Source organism: Clostridium polynesiense (assembly GCF_000820705.1).
Classification (GTDB): Bacteria; Bacillota; Clostridia; order Clostridiales; family Clostridiaceae; genus Clostridium_AA; species Clostridium_AA polynesiense.
The window spans coordinates 1-14,861 of the sequence record NZ_CCXI01000069.1 but is presented as its reverse complement, the minus strand read 5'-3'; the positions used below and the strand labels follow the sequence as shown (position 1 = coordinate 14,861).

23 protein-coding genes and 2 pseudogenes are annotated in these 14,861 nt (G+C 29.9%); all 25 read left to right on the top strand.

Annotated elements, in window-relative coordinates; translation table 11 throughout:
• Positions 1-810, top strand: an 810-nt coding sequence (locus tag TA89_RS06460) for a GspE/PulE family protein (protein ID WP_040211902.1), incomplete at its 5' end; no start/stop codon positions are given.
• The gene (locus TA89_RS06455) at positions 746-1,825 is read left to right on the top strand and encodes a type II secretion system F family protein (RefSeq protein WP_082023864.1); all 1,080 of its coding nucleotides are present in this window, start codon (positions 746-748) and stop codon (positions 1,823-1,825) included. The genes TA89_RS06460 and TA89_RS06455, both read left to right, overlap by 65 nt.
• Positions 1,815-2,264 (top strand): type II secretion system protein, encoded by a 450-nt coding sequence (locus TA89_RS06450; RefSeq protein WP_040211899.1) that lies wholly within the window; start codon positions 1,815-1,817, stop codon positions 2,262-2,264. The genes TA89_RS06455 and TA89_RS06450 overlap by 11 nt, the downstream gene beginning before the upstream one ends.
• Positions 2,254-2,676: a type II secretion system protein gene (locus TA89_RS06445; protein ID WP_040211898.1), complete on the top strand. Its 423-nt coding sequence runs from the start codon at positions 2,254-2,256 to the stop codon at positions 2,674-2,676. The genes TA89_RS06450 and TA89_RS06445 overlap by 11 nt, the downstream gene beginning before the upstream one ends.
• Positions 2,677-2,678: 2 nt before the next feature.
• Positions 2,679-3,143, top strand: a complete 465-nt coding sequence (locus TA89_RS06440; RefSeq protein ID WP_040211895.1) for a hypothetical protein — start codon at positions 2,679-2,681, stop codon at positions 3,141-3,143.
• Entirely contained in the window at positions 3,143-3,553 is a 411-nt protein-coding gene (locus TA89_RS06435) for a hypothetical protein (RefSeq protein ID WP_040211893.1), read from the top strand. Before TA89_RS06440 ends, TA89_RS06435 begins: the two co-directional genes overlap by 1 nt.
• An 8-nt stretch (positions 3,554-3,561) precedes the next feature.
• A complete protein-coding gene (locus tag TA89_RS06430) occupies positions 3,562-4,266 on the top strand; it encodes a hypothetical protein (protein WP_040211890.1) in 705 nt (234 codons plus the stop codon).
• Positions 4,247-4,744, top strand: a complete 498-nt coding sequence (locus TA89_RS06425) for a hypothetical protein (RefSeq protein ID WP_040211889.1) — start codon at positions 4,247-4,249, stop codon at positions 4,742-4,744. Before TA89_RS06430 ends, TA89_RS06425 begins: the two co-directional genes overlap by 20 nt.
• The gene (locus TA89_RS06420) at positions 4,741-5,151 is read left to right on the top strand and encodes a hypothetical protein (RefSeq protein ID WP_040211888.1); all 411 of its coding nucleotides are present in this window, start codon (positions 4,741-4,743) and stop codon (positions 5,149-5,151) included. The genes TA89_RS06425 and TA89_RS06420 overlap by 4 nt, the downstream gene beginning before the upstream one ends.
• Positions 5,148-5,660 (top strand): shikimate kinase, encoded by a 513-nt coding sequence (locus TA89_RS06415; RefSeq protein ID WP_040211886.1) that lies wholly within the window; start codon positions 5,148-5,150, stop codon positions 5,658-5,660. The genes TA89_RS06420 and TA89_RS06415 overlap by 4 nt, the downstream gene beginning before the upstream one ends.
• Before the next feature lie 95 nt (positions 5,661-5,755).
• Complete coding sequence (locus TA89_RS06410) at positions 5,756-6,190, top strand: type II 3-dehydroquinate dehydratase (protein ID WP_040211885.1); 435 nt, start codon at positions 5,756-5,758, stop codon at positions 6,188-6,190.
• Positions 6,191-6,256: 66 nt separating this feature from the next.
• Entirely contained in the window at positions 6,257-6,814 is a 558-nt protein-coding gene (gene efp / locus TA89_RS06405; protein ID WP_040211884.1) for an elongation factor P, read from the top strand.
• Positions 6,815-6,873: 59 nt separating this feature from the next.
• A complete protein-coding gene (locus TA89_RS06400; RefSeq protein WP_040211882.1) occupies positions 6,874-7,233 on the top strand; it encodes a hypothetical protein in 360 nt (119 codons plus the stop codon).
• Between the two features lie 119 nt (positions 7,234-7,352).
• Positions 7,353-8,273, top strand: a pseudogene (spoIIIAA, locus tag TA89_RS06395) (stage III sporulation protein AA).
• On the top strand, positions 8,266-8,784 hold the full coding sequence (gene spoIIIAB / locus TA89_RS06390; protein ID WP_040211881.1) for a stage III sporulation protein SpoIIIAB: 519 nt from the start codon (positions 8,266-8,268) through the stop codon (positions 8,782-8,784). The pseudogene spoIIIAA and the gene spoIIIAB overlap by 8 nt, the downstream one beginning before the upstream one ends.
• A 12-nt stretch (positions 8,785-8,796) precedes the next feature.
• On the top strand, positions 8,797-8,994 hold the full coding sequence (spoIIIAC, locus tag TA89_RS06385) for a stage III sporulation protein AC (protein ID WP_040211880.1): 198 nt from the start codon (positions 8,797-8,799) through the stop codon (positions 8,992-8,994).
• A gap of 9 nt (positions 8,995-9,003) precedes the next feature.
• Positions 9,004-9,387 carry a stage III sporulation protein AD gene (gene spoIIIAD / locus TA89_RS06380; protein WP_040211879.1) on the top strand — a complete coding sequence of 128 codons (384 nt, stop codon included), beginning with the start codon at positions 9,004-9,006 and terminating at the stop codon, positions 9,385-9,387.
• A gap of 11 nt (positions 9,388-9,398) precedes the next feature.
• Positions 9,399-10,505, top strand: coding sequence for a stage III sporulation protein AE (spoIIIAE, locus tag TA89_RS06375; RefSeq protein WP_341349987.1), 1,107 nt, complete (start codon positions 9,399-9,401; stop codon positions 10,503-10,505).
• Positions 10,506-10,561: 56 nt separating this feature from the next.
• On the top strand, positions 10,562-11,137 hold the full coding sequence (gene spoIIIAF / locus TA89_RS06370) for a stage III sporulation protein AF (RefSeq protein WP_040211876.1): 576 nt from the start codon (positions 10,562-10,564) through the stop codon (positions 11,135-11,137).
• A 19-nt stretch (positions 11,138-11,156) separates the two neighbouring features.
• The gene (gene spoIIIAG / locus TA89_RS06365) at positions 11,157-11,735 is read left to right on the top strand and encodes a stage III sporulation protein AG (protein ID WP_040211874.1); all 579 of its coding nucleotides are present in this window, start codon (positions 11,157-11,159) and stop codon (positions 11,733-11,735) included.
• A 39-nt stretch (positions 11,736-11,774) separates the two neighbouring features.
• Positions 11,775-12,275 carry a SpoIIIAH-like family protein gene (locus TA89_RS06360; RefSeq protein WP_040211872.1) on the top strand — a complete coding sequence of 167 codons (501 nt, stop codon included), beginning with the start codon at positions 11,775-11,777 and terminating at the stop codon, positions 12,273-12,275.
• A 79-nt stretch (positions 12,276-12,354) separates the two neighbouring features.
• A complete protein-coding gene (locus TA89_RS06355) occupies positions 12,355-12,744 on the top strand; it encodes an Asp23/Gls24 family envelope stress response protein (protein ID WP_040211870.1) in 390 nt (129 codons plus the stop codon).
• 104 nt (positions 12,745-12,848) lie between these two features.
• Entirely contained in the window at positions 12,849-13,262 is a 414-nt protein-coding gene (gene nusB, locus TA89_RS06350) for a transcription antitermination factor NusB (protein ID WP_040211868.1), read from the top strand.
• Positions 13,263-13,283: 21 nt separating this feature from the next.
• Positions 13,284-14,133: pseudogene (locus TA89_RS06345) on the top strand (bifunctional 5,10-methylenetetrahydrofolate dehydrogenase/5,10-methenyltetrahydrofolate cyclohydrolase).
• Positions 14,123-14,861 (top strand): exodeoxyribonuclease VII large subunit (xseA, locus tag TA89_RS06340; RefSeq protein WP_040211867.1); only part of this gene is annotated, 739 nt, incomplete at its 3' end. The pseudogene TA89_RS06345 and the gene xseA, both read left to right, overlap by 11 nt.

Genomic DNA, 14,861 nt, shown 5'->3' with positions numbered 1-14,861 from the left:
GAAAATATATATTTTCAAAACTATCAGAGATTAAATATTGAAAAAATGATTAAGCATAGCCATGGAATAATATTAATCACGGGACCTACCGGTTCAGGGAAGTCTACTACCCTGTATTCATTAATAAATAAATTAAATAAAGAGGATGTAAATATAAGCACTGTAGAAGATCCTGTAGAAATTAATATACAGAGTGTAAATCAGACAAACGTAAATGAGAAAGCTGGTATAACCTTCTCAAGAGGACTAAGAAGCCTATTAAGGCAGGATCCTGATATTATAATGATAGGGGAAATACGTGACGAGGAAACTGCTCAAATTGCTATAAGAGCAGCAATAACTGGTCATTTAGTCTTGTCTACTATTCACACCAACACAGCTTTTGGAGTGATAACTAGATTAAAGGATATGAAAGTAGAAAACTATTTATTAAAGGATGCTTTGATAGGAGTTATATCTCAGAGGCTACTCAAAAAGCTATGTGATAAATGCAAGGTAAGAAAAATTAATAGTAAGTATTTCACCGCAGTCGGCTGCAAGGAGTGTAACTACACAGGATATAAAGGAAGGATTTTAATCAGTGAAACAATATATTTTCCAGAGTTTTATAAGATAAATGAAGATATGGATTTTTTTAAAATAAATGAAATTCATAAAAATAAATATGGGAATATGTTCAGCAAGGATGTAAATTCCCTTTTAAATCAGGGAATCCTCGACTATATACAGGGAAGTAATTATATCAATGAAGAAACAGGAGAAGACCATGATCAGCCTTTTTCTAAGAAGCTTAGCCAAAACCCAAAGTAAAAATAAACTAAACAATAAAAATAGAGAATTTATTTTTTATAATATTGCGGTTCTAAATTCTTCCGGTATATCCATACTAAGATGCATTGAAATATTACAAGAAACAACCTCAGACAGAAAAACAAAAGATATTCTAAATAATATACAAGAAGAAATTAAAGGAGGTAAAACACTAAGTTCCGCCTTTTCCTTTCAGAAGGATAGTAATTTTTATACTAACCTCTTATATATTGGAGAAGAATCAGGAAACCTTGAAAAGGTTCTTTATAAGCTTTCTGATTACTACAAAGATAAAGAAAAATTTAAGAAGGAAATAATAAAAACCTTAACATATCCTGTGGTAATATTAATAATTACTCTGTTAGTTGGTATTTTTGTTTTATTTTATTTGCTCCCCGGAATGGCAAATATACTGGATACTACTTCAGGAGACGCAGCAGTGAGTACAAAGCTTATTTTAAATTATGTTCTTTATATAATAAACAATAAATTTAAAATTTTATACGAAGCTATTATTGCACTGCTGTTTTTATTTCTGTTGTTTTGTTATATGAATAACCGTTTTAATATTTCAACGTCAATAAATAGAATGGCGGCTTTCAGATTGTGGCAGATAAATTTATTAAAAGTATTAACTATTTTACTGGAAGCAGGATGCTCTATACAGCAGAGCTTTAATATACTTATAAAAAATGAAAAAAATATACTCAATAAGACTTATCTTGAGGAGGTATATGAGAGCCTCGCGGCAGGTAATCTCTTGTCTGTGGCACTAAAAAAAATCAAAGGATTAGATTCTTTAATACCTATATTTATTTCATTAGGAGAGGAAAGCGGAAGAATGGAAAAATATCTTAGTTTGTGTGGAAACCTTATTGAAAAAAGGTATTATGAACAGTTAAACAAAAAGATGAATTGGGTGCAGCCCTTATTGCTGATTTTTATGGGAGGAATAATTCTTATTATGGTATATACTTTATTTATGCCTATTTTAGGTTCAATGTATGAGGTATAAGATTAAAAGAAAAAAAGCATTTACCTTAATCGAACTGATGATTTCTCTTTCAATCATGGTAATGATAACTTCGATAACCACTGTATCCATAAAAGGATTTATTAATTATAAAATAAGGTTAACAAATGAAATATGTAAATCGGAAATACATATGTTTATATCAATGGCTCAAATGTACTGCTATTCAAAGTGCAGGGAGGGAAAAATCAGAGTTGATGCTAAAGAGAATAAATTATTATTCATATACAGAAGTAATACCATAGATAGTTATTCATTAAAGAGTAAAGTATTAGCCGAGGGGGGATTCTCAAATAATGAATTTGATATAAACTTTTCAGGCAGGATTAAAAAGAGCGGCAACATTACCTTCAAGGATGAGAAGAAAGTTGATAATATCATAACTATACATGTAGGAACAGGTTATTTAGATGAAAATTAAAAAAGGCAGTACTTTAATAGAGGTTTTGGCTGCTTTATTTATCATAATGGTAATAACGAGTTTAATATCAACGGTGGTAGATAAAGTATCAAAAAACAACAAAAGGATAGAAGTATTAAACCGGAAGCTGGATATTGCTGAAAACATTAATTTTGAAATCATATCTAATGTCAATAAAGAGTCACTTACAAATTATAACGGAGTTTTATTACCTTTAAAATCCTGTGAAATAACTCAAGCAGAAATAAAAAACAATGAAATATTAGAATATCTAAATAGTAAAAAACAATCTAATCCAGTTGATTGTGATATTTTAATAAGATTTAATAAGGGCGAGATGTGGGTAATAGAAATAACTCTGATGAATAATGACAATATATTTTTAAAGTACAGCTTATATAAGGAAGGATAATGTTGAAAAATAATAAAAAAAATGCATATTCTTTAATTGAAAATTTAACTGCACTGATGTTAATGGTTATTATAAGCTCAATTATAACAATGATATTAACTTACATAGTAAAATTCAACAACCAATACAACCAGTATAATAAGAGTATTTACACCACGGAAGAATTTTTAAGGTTTGTCCATGTAAGGATTAAAGGAGATATAACGGTTTCACATGAAATCAGCAGTAATACATTAATTTTAACTCAAACTTCTTACGAAAATCCTACAATTTGTAAAAAGGCTGTTATAAAAAAAGAAAGTAACAATGTGATAATAGAATATTTTAATGCTTATGGAACAAAAGAAACCTCAAAAATTCTTTTAAAGAATGTTATTGATATTCAGTTTGTTCAAAAGGGAAATATATTATATGTGCATATAAATAAGCAAGGAGAAAAAGAAACTATAAAGGGGATATCCGTATAATGAAAGAAAAAAGATGTAATAAAGGCTCTTGTACCGCTGAAGTTTTAATGCTATTGGCTATTGTGGTATTTATATCCTCCTTTCAGCTCTTCCTCCTTAACAAGAACATTGAGAGAATAAAATACAAAAAAGATAGGATTATAAATTATTCCCTTTACACCAAAAATATTATCTATGCACAAAAAGAACTTAAGAGTTTCACTCAATTAAATAAATTGAATACGCTGGATGAATTAAATGTTTATCTGTTAGAAAAATATATGATTATAGATCTACCGGATTTCTATTTAAAAAATGAAAAGGAATCAGGGAGGATATTTCTAGAGCATAAGAAGGGAGATATGGATAGAAAGTATCTAAAAGTAAATATCACTGGTAATGAAGTGATATTGAAAGAAACTTTTTTATAGGAGGGTATATGCATCAGGATATTGTTAAGATTCATAAAATAAATTTAGAATATATAAGCTGCGGTAGGGAGTTCTTTGGAAGAAGGATAAATAATACTACCGCTAAGGTAATCCTTACAGGAGAAGATATGATAGTAAAATTCATTCCAATAGAAAATCAACTTGAAAAATCCAGGGAAAAGATAATTGAAAAATACATAGAAAATAATTTTTATAACCATAACAATATGCTGTTTCATTATGAAATTATCAAGCTTGATAAAAAGAAAACCTATATTCTTCTATACTGCTTAAATCATAATAAATATTTAGAGGACATGATAAAAAAATATAAAAGGATTAATATTGAAACCATTCAAAATATACTAGCAGAATACATATTAAGCAAAGACCTTTCAAAGGAAGAAAGTATTATATTTTATAAAAGTGATAATGTAAATATAATACTGATATCATACAAAGGTCATCTTGTCCATTCATCTATGATAAAAGATACGGATTTAGAAAATTTAAGGGGGCATTTATCCTTGGCAATATCAGAAATTGAAGCTGCAATATCTTATTCCATTTCAAATCCTCATTTTATCTTAATCAACTATATTGATGAAAGTATCATAAATAAATATTTACCTATAAAGGATATAAAAGAAGCTTTTATTTTAAGGTTATCGGAAAGTGAGCTGCTTACTGATTATGGCAATAAAAAAGTATAAAAATTTTTTTCCTGTAAAAAACTACGAAAGAAAGAATATAGAGGACTTAAAGAATTTAAAGATAGTTATTCTTATGGAAATCTGTATAATCTTCTTTTTGTTTCCAAGATATTATAATTTGTGCAGGGAATATAATAAAATAAAATCTATCAATGGATCTATCTACGTTAATAATGAAGAAATAGAAAGAGAAAAAGTTAACGGAAAAAAAGTTGAAAATAAAAGGAATAAAGAGGGATTATATAATTATATAAGCGAAGTATTATATACTATTAATGATTTTGCTGAAGAAAAAATAGTATATGCTGATATAAAGTCACAAAGTTCAGTGATAAAGGTTAAGGGTTCATCGGAGAATGAGAGATTCAATATAATTAAATCCATAAACGGTAAAAGAAATTTAATTCTCAAGGATATTTCATGGATTGATAAATCCGATGAAATCACCACCCTTTATATAAATAGAGGTGGAAAATGAAAAAACTTTATTTAAAAACCTTAATTATCAGCTTTTTTTTATGTATAACGTATCAGATATTTATAATGGTTAAATATAGTAATATAATTAAAAAGGAAAGGGTGGAAGTTACACATTTTAAAAATTATAATAATGATGAATATGTTTATATAGACGTTAATTCATATACTGAAGAATTAAAAAACTTTAAAGACCTTGAAATAAAAAGAATACTCTTTGGTGATAATAATTATGAGATATTTTTACAAAGTGATCAGAATTCAGAAGAAATATTAAAGCTTATGCACTACATAAAAGAAAATGATAACTGCAATATAAAAGATATAAGCCTTCGATTAAAAGAAGATAAAAAATATAATATATTTTTAAATATAAGTTATAATAGAAAAGGAGTAAAAAAACAGTGAAGAACATCATTCTTATCGGAATGCCTGGAAGCGGGAAAAGTTCAGTGGGGAAAATCCTTGCACAAGAATTTAATATGAAATTTCTTGATACTGATGAAAGAATAGAAGTAGAAAGCGGTTTAACTATAAACCAGATATTCAGGACTTATGGAGAAACCTTCTTTAGAGAAAAAGAAAGAGAATGGATTTTAAAAAATTATAATATGAAAAATGCAGTAATTTCTACTGGAGGAGGCATGCCTATATATTTAAATAATATGGATATTTTGGATAAAATAGGGATAACAGTCTTTATAAATACAGATTTAAAGGTGTTGAACAAAAGGCTTTATAATGATTTAGAAAGACCTTTAATTAGAAAAGCTGAAGATAAGCATAAAACTATTGAAAACTTGTATAGCATACGAAAGGAATGTTATTTAAAATCTGCTATAAACCTTTCTGTTAAAGAAGAGAGAATTGAAGAAATTGTAAATATTATAAAGGAAAGAGTTAAGAAATATAGTTAAATATATATTTGTAATTGCAAAAATAAAATACATTTGATAAAATATCATTGTTGTATTCTAGTATAAGTACGATAATAAGGTCTAGGATGATGTTTATGAGGATATTAGTTATTAACGGCCCTAACCTATGCGCATTAGGTAAAAGAGAACCTGAAATCTATGGAAATCTTACTTTGGATAAAATAAACAGTAATCTAAAAGATAGATTAAAGGGGACTGCAGACCTTGATTTTATAACTACTAATTACGAAGGAGAAATTATATCCGCCATATTGGACAGTGTAGAAAAATATCAAGGTATAATAATAAATCCGGGAGCCTATGCTCATTACAGTATAGCTATTATGGACAGCATAAGAAGTGTGAGCATACCGGTGGTGGAAGTACATCTTACAAATATTAACGGAAGAGAAAATTTTAGAAAGAATATGGTTACTGCAGAAGCATGTATAGGATGTATAAGCGGGTTTGGAGAATTCTCGTATTATTTAGGTGCTTTAGCAATAATTAATAACCTTCAGGGCAAATAAGCATGGTATTAATTTACCTGAAAGGGTTATAATATAAATGAATTAATTGATTTTGGAGGGATACTGATGATATCAGCAGGTGATTTAAGAAAAGGCACAACTTTTGAATTAGATGGACAAGTTTTTACAGTAGTTGATTTTATGCATGTTAAACCTGGTAAAGGAGCTGCTTTCGTTAGAACTAAATTAAGAAATGTTATTTCTGGAGGAGTTACAGATAAAACATTCAATCCAACTGAGAAGCTTCAGGAGGCTGTTATAGAAAGAAAAGAAATGCAATATCTTTATTCAGATGGAGAACTTTACTACTTTATGGATCAAGAAACCTTTGAGCAGATACCTTTGAATTATGAAAAGGTTGAAGATGCAATAAAATTCTTAAAAGAGAATATGTTTGCAATAATTAAGTTTTACAAAGGGGAGGCTTTTTCCGTAGAGGCGCCAAACTTTGTAGAATTAGTTGTTACTGCAACTGAGCCAGGAGTTAAAGGAAATACTGCAACTAACGTTACTAAACCTGCTACACTGGAAACAGGTGCTGTTATTAACGTTCCACTTTTTGTGAATGAAGGAGACGCTATAAGAATAGATACAAGAACCGGAGATTATATGGAAAGAGTTTAATTATTAAAATACTGCTAAGTCTATGACTTAGCTTATTTTATATATAGGATGTGATGTTTATGAAAGATAACCAGAGGCTGGAGAGCGTTAATAAAATGATTCTTAAATTAGAGGGTAATGAAGAAGTAAAAGAGATATTATCGAATTTAATGCTTCATATTGAAAATATGACAGATGAGATACAAGAACTAAAAGAAAAACTTCAGGATACTCTAGAGTATGCGGAATTTTTAGAACAGGATATGGATAACATCAAAGAAGAGATATTTGGAGAAGAAATTGTTCCATCCCAAGAAGACGATGAAGAATTTATTTATGTAGAAGTAAAATGTAGTAAATGCGGTGAAAATATATACGTTGAAGATGATTTGATGAAGGAGCATCTCCATTGCCCCAATTGTGATAATAAGCTGTTTTAATAAGAACTCAGAATTTATTAATTCTGAGTTCTTATTTTTTTGTAATAAAATTTAGGTTAATTAAATAAGATTTATATAAAGATATAGAGGTTAGCAGCCTCTAAAAAAAGGAGGTAAAGATGATAAACCATAGAGAAATATTTAAATTATTGCCTGATAAAATAATTAATTACATTAACACATTAGAAGATATGGACAAAATTCAAGAGTTACGGATTAGACTGAATCGCCCTGTTATAATCCAAACTGACAAAAGTGAATATGTGACGGCGTTTAAAGCAAAGAGAGAAGATATAAGCGCTGTGATTCAAAAAATAAGCAGTTATTCTATATATGCTTTTGAAGAAGATATAAAGCAGGGATTTATAACCTTTAAAGGTGGACATAGGATAGGAATATGTGGAGAATGCATTATAGAAGATAATAAGATAAAAACTATAAAAAATATTTCATCATTAAATATAAGAATCGGTAAAGAATTTATCGGCTGCTCGGATTTTTTAATTCCTTTTTTAAAAAAGGATAACAGAGTGCTAAATACTGTAATCATTTCCCCTCCTAAATGCGGTAAAACTACATTGCTTAGAGATATTACAAGGAATATATCAAATGGAAACATTTAAAAAGGCAGGAAAGTCTCCTTAATGGATGAACGTAGTGAAATTGCAGGATGTTGTATGGGGATTCCAGGCATGGATATAGGAATAAGAACAGACATATATGACGGCTGCATTAAAAGTGAAGGTATAATGATGGCAATAAGAAGTATGTCCCCTGAAGTAATTATATGCGATGAAATAGGAACTGTTAAAGATTCAGAAAGCATAATTATGGCTTATAACTGTGGAGTTGATTTGATTTGTTCAATTCATGGAGAGTCTTTAAAGGATTTTACTGAAAGGTTGGTATTTAAAGAACTCATTAATAATAATATTTTTCATATAGCAGTGATGCTTTTAAACAGAGAAAAACCAGGGAAGATTTCCGAGATATATGATTTGAAGGCGGATAAAACACTTTGGAGGAATGATTATGATTAAAGCTGTATTATGTTCCTTAATTGTTGCTATTTGCTCGTATACAGGATTTATATATGGTGAGAGATATAAAAAAAGGTTTAATAATTTAAAAGAACTGCAGAGGTCTCTTCTACAGTTAGAAAATGAAATACTCTTCGCCTACACTTCTCTCCCTACTGCTGTGAGCAATATAGCCATGAAGAGTAAAGGATGTATAAAACCCTTGTTTTTAGAAATTTCATTAAGTTTAAGTGAAAATAAATTTGATAGTGTTTATGAAGCTTTCACTTTTTCCTTTGAAAAATATAAGGAACAGTTAAATTTTACTGATGAAGATCTATCTATAATAATGGATTTGTCAAAAAGTCTAGGGGAAGTGGATATTCTTGGGCATGAAAAAATTTTTGCTCTGGCCTCAAATAATCTTAAAAAGAGTATTGATGATTCAGAAGACTCTGTGAGAAAAAACCTAAAGATGTACAGATATTTAGGTATCTGCTCTGGGTTAGGAATTGTAATTTTATTATTATAAGGAGTGAAAATAATGCTTGATGTTAGCTTATTATTCAAAATAGGAGGAGCCGGAATTTTAATCATAATTATAGACAAGATATTGACTACCAGCGGAAAGAGTGAACTTGCAACCATTACCAACCTAACCGGATTATTAATAATTCTGTTAATGGTTATCAATTTAATAAACCAATTATTTACTTCTCTTAAAACTATGTTCATGTTTTAGGTGGAAGCAATGGAAATATTTAAAATTGTTTCTGTAGGCTTAATTGGATTATTTATATTTCTAATATTTAAGGACAGGAGAGATATAATTGCAGTATTAGTTGGAATGGTAACAGGTATACTGATTTTTTTGTTCATTATAGATAAACTATCAGCTATTCTGCACTTTATGCAGGAGATAGCACTTAAAGCTAATATTGATACAGTATATTTAAATATGGTATTTAAAATAGTTGCAATAGCGTTTTTAGCCTCCTTCGGCAGTGAATTATGCAGAGATGCAGAAGCTAAAGCAATAGCAAATACCATTGAACTTTCTGGTAAAATTCTCATTTTGGTTTTAGCTTTACCTATACTGATGTCTTTATTAGAGTCCATCCTTAAAATCATGTAAGGAGGAAAGTTATGAAAAAATTGATATACTTGCTTTTAATAATTTTAATGTTCAATACAGGTATTAGCGTAAAAGCTGCAGAGGAGAACAGCTATGAAGAACTGGAAAGTGAAAAAATACATTCACTATATAATTATATTAATGATATAAAGCTTCAGGAAGAACTTTTAAATAATTTAGATATTAAAGATTATTTGGACTACTATCTAAAAAATGGTCAGGGAAATTTATCCTTTAAAAAAATAGTTGCCCTTATTGCATCGATCTTTATACGGGAGCTTATATCTTTTATAAAACTATCTGTAATGCTAATTGTTATTGCAATACTTGCTGCACTTTTAAAAAATCTTCAGGGAGCATTTGCTAATGATTCTATTAGCAGCATAGCTTATTTTGCCTGCTACGCTCTTCTGATTATAGTGTTAACAAAAAGCTTTTTAATTTCTGTAGATATAGCTAAATCCACCATAGAAAAAATATCTAATTTTATGATGGCGCTTATACCGGTATTAATGACACTTCTGGCTACTGTAGGAGGAATAGCGCAGGTGGCTGCTATGGATCCTATTATAATAACTGCGGTAAATCTTTGCCCTAAGATATACAAGGATTTTATTATTCCCCTGGTACTGGCAGGATTTATGCTTCAATTTGTAAACAATATTTCAGAAGAGCATAAGATTAACGGTTTATGTAGATTGGTTAAACAAGGAGTAATATGGATTCAGGGATTTATGATTACGGTATTTATAGCTTTAGTTACAATAAGAGGTATAACCTCCAATACTCTAGATGCGGTGACATTAAAAACCGCTAAATTTGCAGTGGATAATTTTATACCTATAATAGGTAAGGCTATGTCCGATGCCATTGCATCAGTTGCGGGATATTCACTAATCCTTAAAAGTGCCATAGGTACCTTAGGATTGATAGTAATGCTTCTCATAGTAATAACACCTATTTTAAAGCTTTTTCTATGTTCTATTGTGTACAAGCTTACTGCTGCTTTTATAGAACCTATAAGTGATACTAGAATTGTAAGCTGTATTTCCTCAGCAGGTGATTCATTAATCCTAATTATGTCTTCCCTTATAAGTGTATCTGTAATGTATTTATAATGGTTTCCATAATGGCCTCCGCAGGCAAATTTGTTATATCAGGATGAGGTGATTTGATGTTATTCATTAAAGCATGGGTTTCAAATATCTGTGCGGCATTAATATTTATAACAGCAGTTGAGATTCTGCTGCCTGATAATAATTTCAAAAAGTATTGCAAATTGATTTTAGGGCTTATCCTGATGATAGTGGTTATAAATCCTATGATATCACTATTAAATAAGGATATTAACCTGCAAAAGAATATAGATAAGTATATGAGTATAAGTACAGATATGTATAATATTGAGGATTATAGAGAAAAAAACATTCATATCACTGAAAGAAAGTTTGAGGAAAATATAAAGCTGAGCCTTAAAGAACTTCTTAAGGATGAATTTAAAGACAGTGATTTTAAGATCGAAGTTTTATCCTTCTATAATGAACAGGAAAAAGTGTTTGACATAAAAGAAATAAATATCGGATATATTAGCAGTTCAACAGGAAAAATTAAAAAGATTAATATAAATGATAAATGGGAAAGAGCTTCTAATTTTAATAACGATACAGACCTTCAGGGAGAAAAAATTAAAAATTCCATTTGGAAAAAAACCAGCATACCCGTAGAAAAGATAAAGGTCTACAAAATATAGGTATAAGGAGTAATATGTTATGAATATTGGAAAGTTAAAAGATATTCTTAAGCTTGACAACAAAAAGTTCAGCTGGAATTACTTAATCATAATACTTCTGCTTATTTTATTTTATATAGTAATTGACACCTTCGGCAGCGGAGGAGATGCAAAAGTAAATGCAGTAAAAAGCGAAGAGGTGAAAACAGCAAATTATGTATCCAGCTACGAGCAAAATCAAAAAAATGATTTAAAGTATATTCTTACACAGATGGATGGTGTAGGAAGAGTGGATGTAATGCTTTATTTTCAAAGCGGTGAGGAACAGGTTCCTGCAATAGATATTAATAAATCGGAAAACCATACAGAAGAAATGGATAACGAAGGTGGCAAGAGAACAAGCAATCAAAATAATGACGGAAGCAAAGTAGTTATGAGTAACAGCGGTATGAAAAATGAACCTTTTGTGCTTAAGACTAATAAACCAAAATTATCAGGTGTGGTTATAGTAGCGGAAGGTGCCGGAGATGAGGTTGTAAAGTTTAATATAGAAAAAGCTGTATCTAAACTTTATAACATTGAACTGGATAAAGTTTATGTATATCCAATGAAAAAATAGCATATAATTCATTAGAATATAAGATGGGAGGATTTTAACATGAACAAAAAACAGGCAGGTGTTATTTTAACACTCTTAGCTCTAATAATATGTACAGGCATATTAGCGGCTAAGGTAAATGGACCTATTACAGATGTAGGAACCACAGATCTTTCTGCATTAAAAAATTTAAAGGAAGCTAAAGAAGGAAATAAAAACGATTACTTTACCTATGCCAGATCTGAAAAGGAACAAAAAGATTTAAGAACTATACAGACATTAAAGGGTATAATAGATGATAAAAATACCTCAAAGGAAAATAAAGATAAAGCTACAGCTGAATTTACCAAAATAACTACAAACCAGAAATATGAAAATTCCATCGAGATTTCTTTAAAGGGCAAAAATTTTGAAGATGTTATATGTCTTATCGATAATAACCAGGCAAGAGTTTTTGTAAAATCAAAGGAAAAACTCACCCAAAAACAAATAAGCCAGATACAAGAGGTTATAACCAGTACCTCTCAAATTAAAGACGTGATTATTGAAACAAAAGAATAATTGTAAATCAATAATTCTTTTGATATAATGTACCTAAGATTAACAAGTTTTGCATTGCAAAATAGGAGGGTTAACAGAGATGAATGAAACCTTAAATAATGACGCAAACCTTGGAATTGTAAAAATTTCTGATGAAGTAGTTTGTGTAATAGCAGGAATTGCCGCTGCGGAAATAAATGGTATTGTAGAAATCAATCAGGGTGTTACCGGTGGAATAACTCAAATGCTTACAGGTAAGAAAAATGTTGCAAGAGGAGTAAAAGTCTCAGTGGAAGAGGAATCCGCCAATATAGAGCTTACCATAGCGGTTGAGTATGGAATTAAAATACCTGAAGTAGTACTGCAAGTACAAGAAAATGTGAAAAAGACAGTAGAAGCCATGACTGGATTAGTGGTATCTTCTGTAAATGTATTTGTTCAAAACATAATTGTTCCAAAGACTGCAAATCAAGAAATAACTGCTGAGTAATTTTACACCCTCTGAATACCAGAGGGTGTTTACTTGTGTTTTAAATTAGTATATTGTGTTGATAATAATTATATATAACAACGCATATTTTATTGGAGGATAATATGAATAGAAAAAAATCTAGAGAAGCAGCGATGAAGATATTATTTCAAAATTCTTTTAATGATATTCCTTTAAATGAGATACTGGATGATTGTGAGATGTATTTTGAAGAGCTTGAACTGGAGGGCTCAGATAAAGAATTTATTAAAAGAATTGTCACAGGAGTAAATAGTAATATTTCTAAAATAAATGATATAATTGAAGAGAATTCTGAAAATTGGAAGATAAGCAGGATATCAAAAATAAACTTATCTATTTTAAGAATATCCATTTATGAAATGTTGTTTTCAGAGGATGTTCCAGGAAAGGTTTCAATAAACGAAGCGATAGAGCTTTGCAAGAAATATTCAGATGAGAAATCCGTATCATTTGTAAATGGACTTTTGGATAAGGTTTATAAATCAACCAATAAATAATTAATTAATGGGGTGAGAATTATGGGTAACAAGTTAAATGGCAAATTAGCTGCAGAGAAGATCAGAGAGGAAATAAAGAAGTTTACTGATGATTTAAAGGCTCAGGGCAAGATGCTTCCAAGATTATTATCCATACAAGTTGGTGATGACAAGGGTTCGGAGTTCTACATAAATAATCAAAAGAAGCTAAGCGAACAGTTAGGAATCGATTTTGTCAGTGAAAACTACCCTGATAGTATTACAGAAGAGGAGCTTATAAAAAACATACACAAGGCTAATGATAATAACAGTATACACGGTATAATAATACAGCTTCCACTTCCTAAATCTATGGATTTAAACAATGTTCTTTCCGCAATTTCTTATAAAAAGGATGTGGATGGTCAATCTGAGATAAACATTAGTAAGTTATATAAGGATGAAAAGAGTTTTTCCCCCCTGTACTGCGGAGAGCGTTTTAACCCTTGTTAAAACAGCAGAAAGCAGCATTCAGGGTAAAAGAGCAGTAGTAATAGGAAGAAGTACTATAGTAGGTAAACCTGCTGCACATTTATTACTAAGAGAAAATGCTACGGTGACTATATGTCACTCTAAAACTCAGAACTTAAAAGAAATTTGTAAAGAAGCAGATATATTGGTTTCTGCCATTGGCAGGCCTAAATTTATAAATAAAGACTTTGTTAAAGAAGGGGCTATAGTAATTGACGTAGGAACTTCCAGTGTAGATGGGAAGATTACTGGAGATGTAGATTATGAAGATGTAATTGATACAGCTTCCTATGTAACACCAGTACCGGGAGGAGTAGGAGCCCTTACTACAACATTGTTATTACTGCATGTTTGTGAGGCGTATAAAAGCAATGTATATTAAAACCTTAAGTGTAACTGAACTAAATGGATATTTAAAAAAAGTGATGGATAACGACTTTATATTAAATAATATTAGAGTTCAGGGAGAAATATCTAATTTGAAGTACCATAACAGCGGTCATATTTACTTTTCTTTAAAGGATGAAAACAGTAAAATAAACTGTATAATGTTTAAAAGCAATGCGGATTATTTAAATATACCATTAAATAACGGAAGAAAAGTTGAAGCTGTAGGAAGGATATCCGTTTATATAAAAGACGGTTCTTATCAGCTTTACGTAAGCACTATAAATGACATTGGAATGGGAGAATTATATATAAAATTCAATAATCTTAAAGAAAAGCTCAGTAAAAAAGGATTATTTCTAGAAGAGATTAAAAAAGAAATTCCTAAATATGTTTTCAAAATTGGAGTTATCACTTCACCTACAGGAGCAGCAGTAAAAGACATCATCCAGGTGGCTAAAAGGAGAAATCCGGGCACAGAGATTATAATTTACCCTGCTTTGGTTCAGGGGAATGAAGCTTCTGAAAGTATTATAAACGGAATTAATACCCTAAGCTCTATGGAAGATATTGATGTGATTGTAGTTGCTAGGGGAGGGGGATCTATAGAGGAATTATGGGCTTTTAATGATGAAAAATTAGCCTATGCCATTTATAACTGCAGAATTCCCATAATATCAGGGGTAGGTCATGAAACGGATTTTACAATATGCGATTTTGCGG

Bases quoted from the DNA above. Each gene is read 5' to 3' on its own strand.
- TA89_RS06455 (WP_082023864.1), top strand. From the start codon at position 746: ATGAAGAAACAGGAGAAGACCATGATCAGCCTTTTTCTAAGAAGCTTA.
- TA89_RS06450 (WP_040211899.1), top strand. From the start codon at position 1,815: ATGAGGTATAAGATTAAAAGAAAAAAAGCATTTACCTTAATCGAACTG.
- TA89_RS06445 (WP_040211898.1), top strand. From the start codon at position 2,254: ATGAAAATTAAAAAAGGCAGTACTTTAATAGAGGTTTTGGCTGCTTTA.
- TA89_RS06435 (WP_040211893.1), top strand. From the start codon at position 3,143: ATGAAAGAAAAAAGATGTAATAAAGGCTCTTGTACCGCTGAAGTTTTA.
- TA89_RS06430 (WP_040211890.1), top strand. From the start codon at position 3,562: ATGCATCAGGATATTGTTAAGATTCATAAAATAAATTTAGAATATATA.
- TA89_RS06425 (WP_040211889.1), top strand. From the start codon at position 4,247: ATGGCAATAAAAAAGTATAAAAATTTTTTTCCTGTAAAAAACTACGAA.
- TA89_RS06420 (WP_040211888.1), top strand. From the start codon at position 4,741: ATGAAAAAACTTTATTTAAAAACCTTAATTATCAGCTTTTTTTTATGT.
- TA89_RS06410 (WP_040211885.1), top strand. From the start codon at position 5,756: ATGAGGATATTAGTTATTAACGGCCCTAACCTATGCGCATTAGGTAAA.
- efp (WP_040211884.1), top strand. From the start codon at position 6,257: ATGATATCAGCAGGTGATTTAAGAAAAGGCACAACTTTTGAATTAGAT.
- TA89_RS06400 (WP_040211882.1), top strand. From the start codon at position 6,874: ATGAAAGATAACCAGAGGCTGGAGAGCGTTAATAAAATGATTCTTAAA.
- spoIIIAB (WP_040211881.1), top strand. From the start codon at position 8,266: ATGATTAAAGCTGTATTATGTTCCTTAATTGTTGCTATTTGCTCGTAT.
- spoIIIAC (WP_040211880.1), top strand. From the start codon at position 8,797: ATGCTTGATGTTAGCTTATTATTCAAAATAGGAGGAGCCGGAATTTTA.
- spoIIIAD (WP_040211879.1), top strand. From the start codon at position 9,004: ATGGAAATATTTAAAATTGTTTCTGTAGGCTTAATTGGATTATTTATA.
- spoIIIAE (WP_341349987.1), top strand. From the start codon at position 9,399: ATGAAAAAATTGATATACTTGCTTTTAATAATTTTAATGTTCAATACA.
- spoIIIAF (WP_040211876.1), top strand. From the start codon at position 10,562: ATGTTATTCATTAAAGCATGGGTTTCAAATATCTGTGCGGCATTAATA.
- spoIIIAG (WP_040211874.1), top strand. From the start codon at position 11,157: ATGAATATTGGAAAGTTAAAAGATATTCTTAAGCTTGACAACAAAAAG.
- TA89_RS06360 (WP_040211872.1), top strand. From the start codon at position 11,775: ATGAACAAAAAACAGGCAGGTGTTATTTTAACACTCTTAGCTCTAATA.
- TA89_RS06355 (WP_040211870.1), top strand. From the start codon at position 12,355: ATGAATGAAACCTTAAATAATGACGCAAACCTTGGAATTGTAAAAATT.
- nusB (WP_040211868.1), top strand. From the start codon at position 12,849: ATGAATAGAAAAAAATCTAGAGAAGCAGCGATGAAGATATTATTTCAA.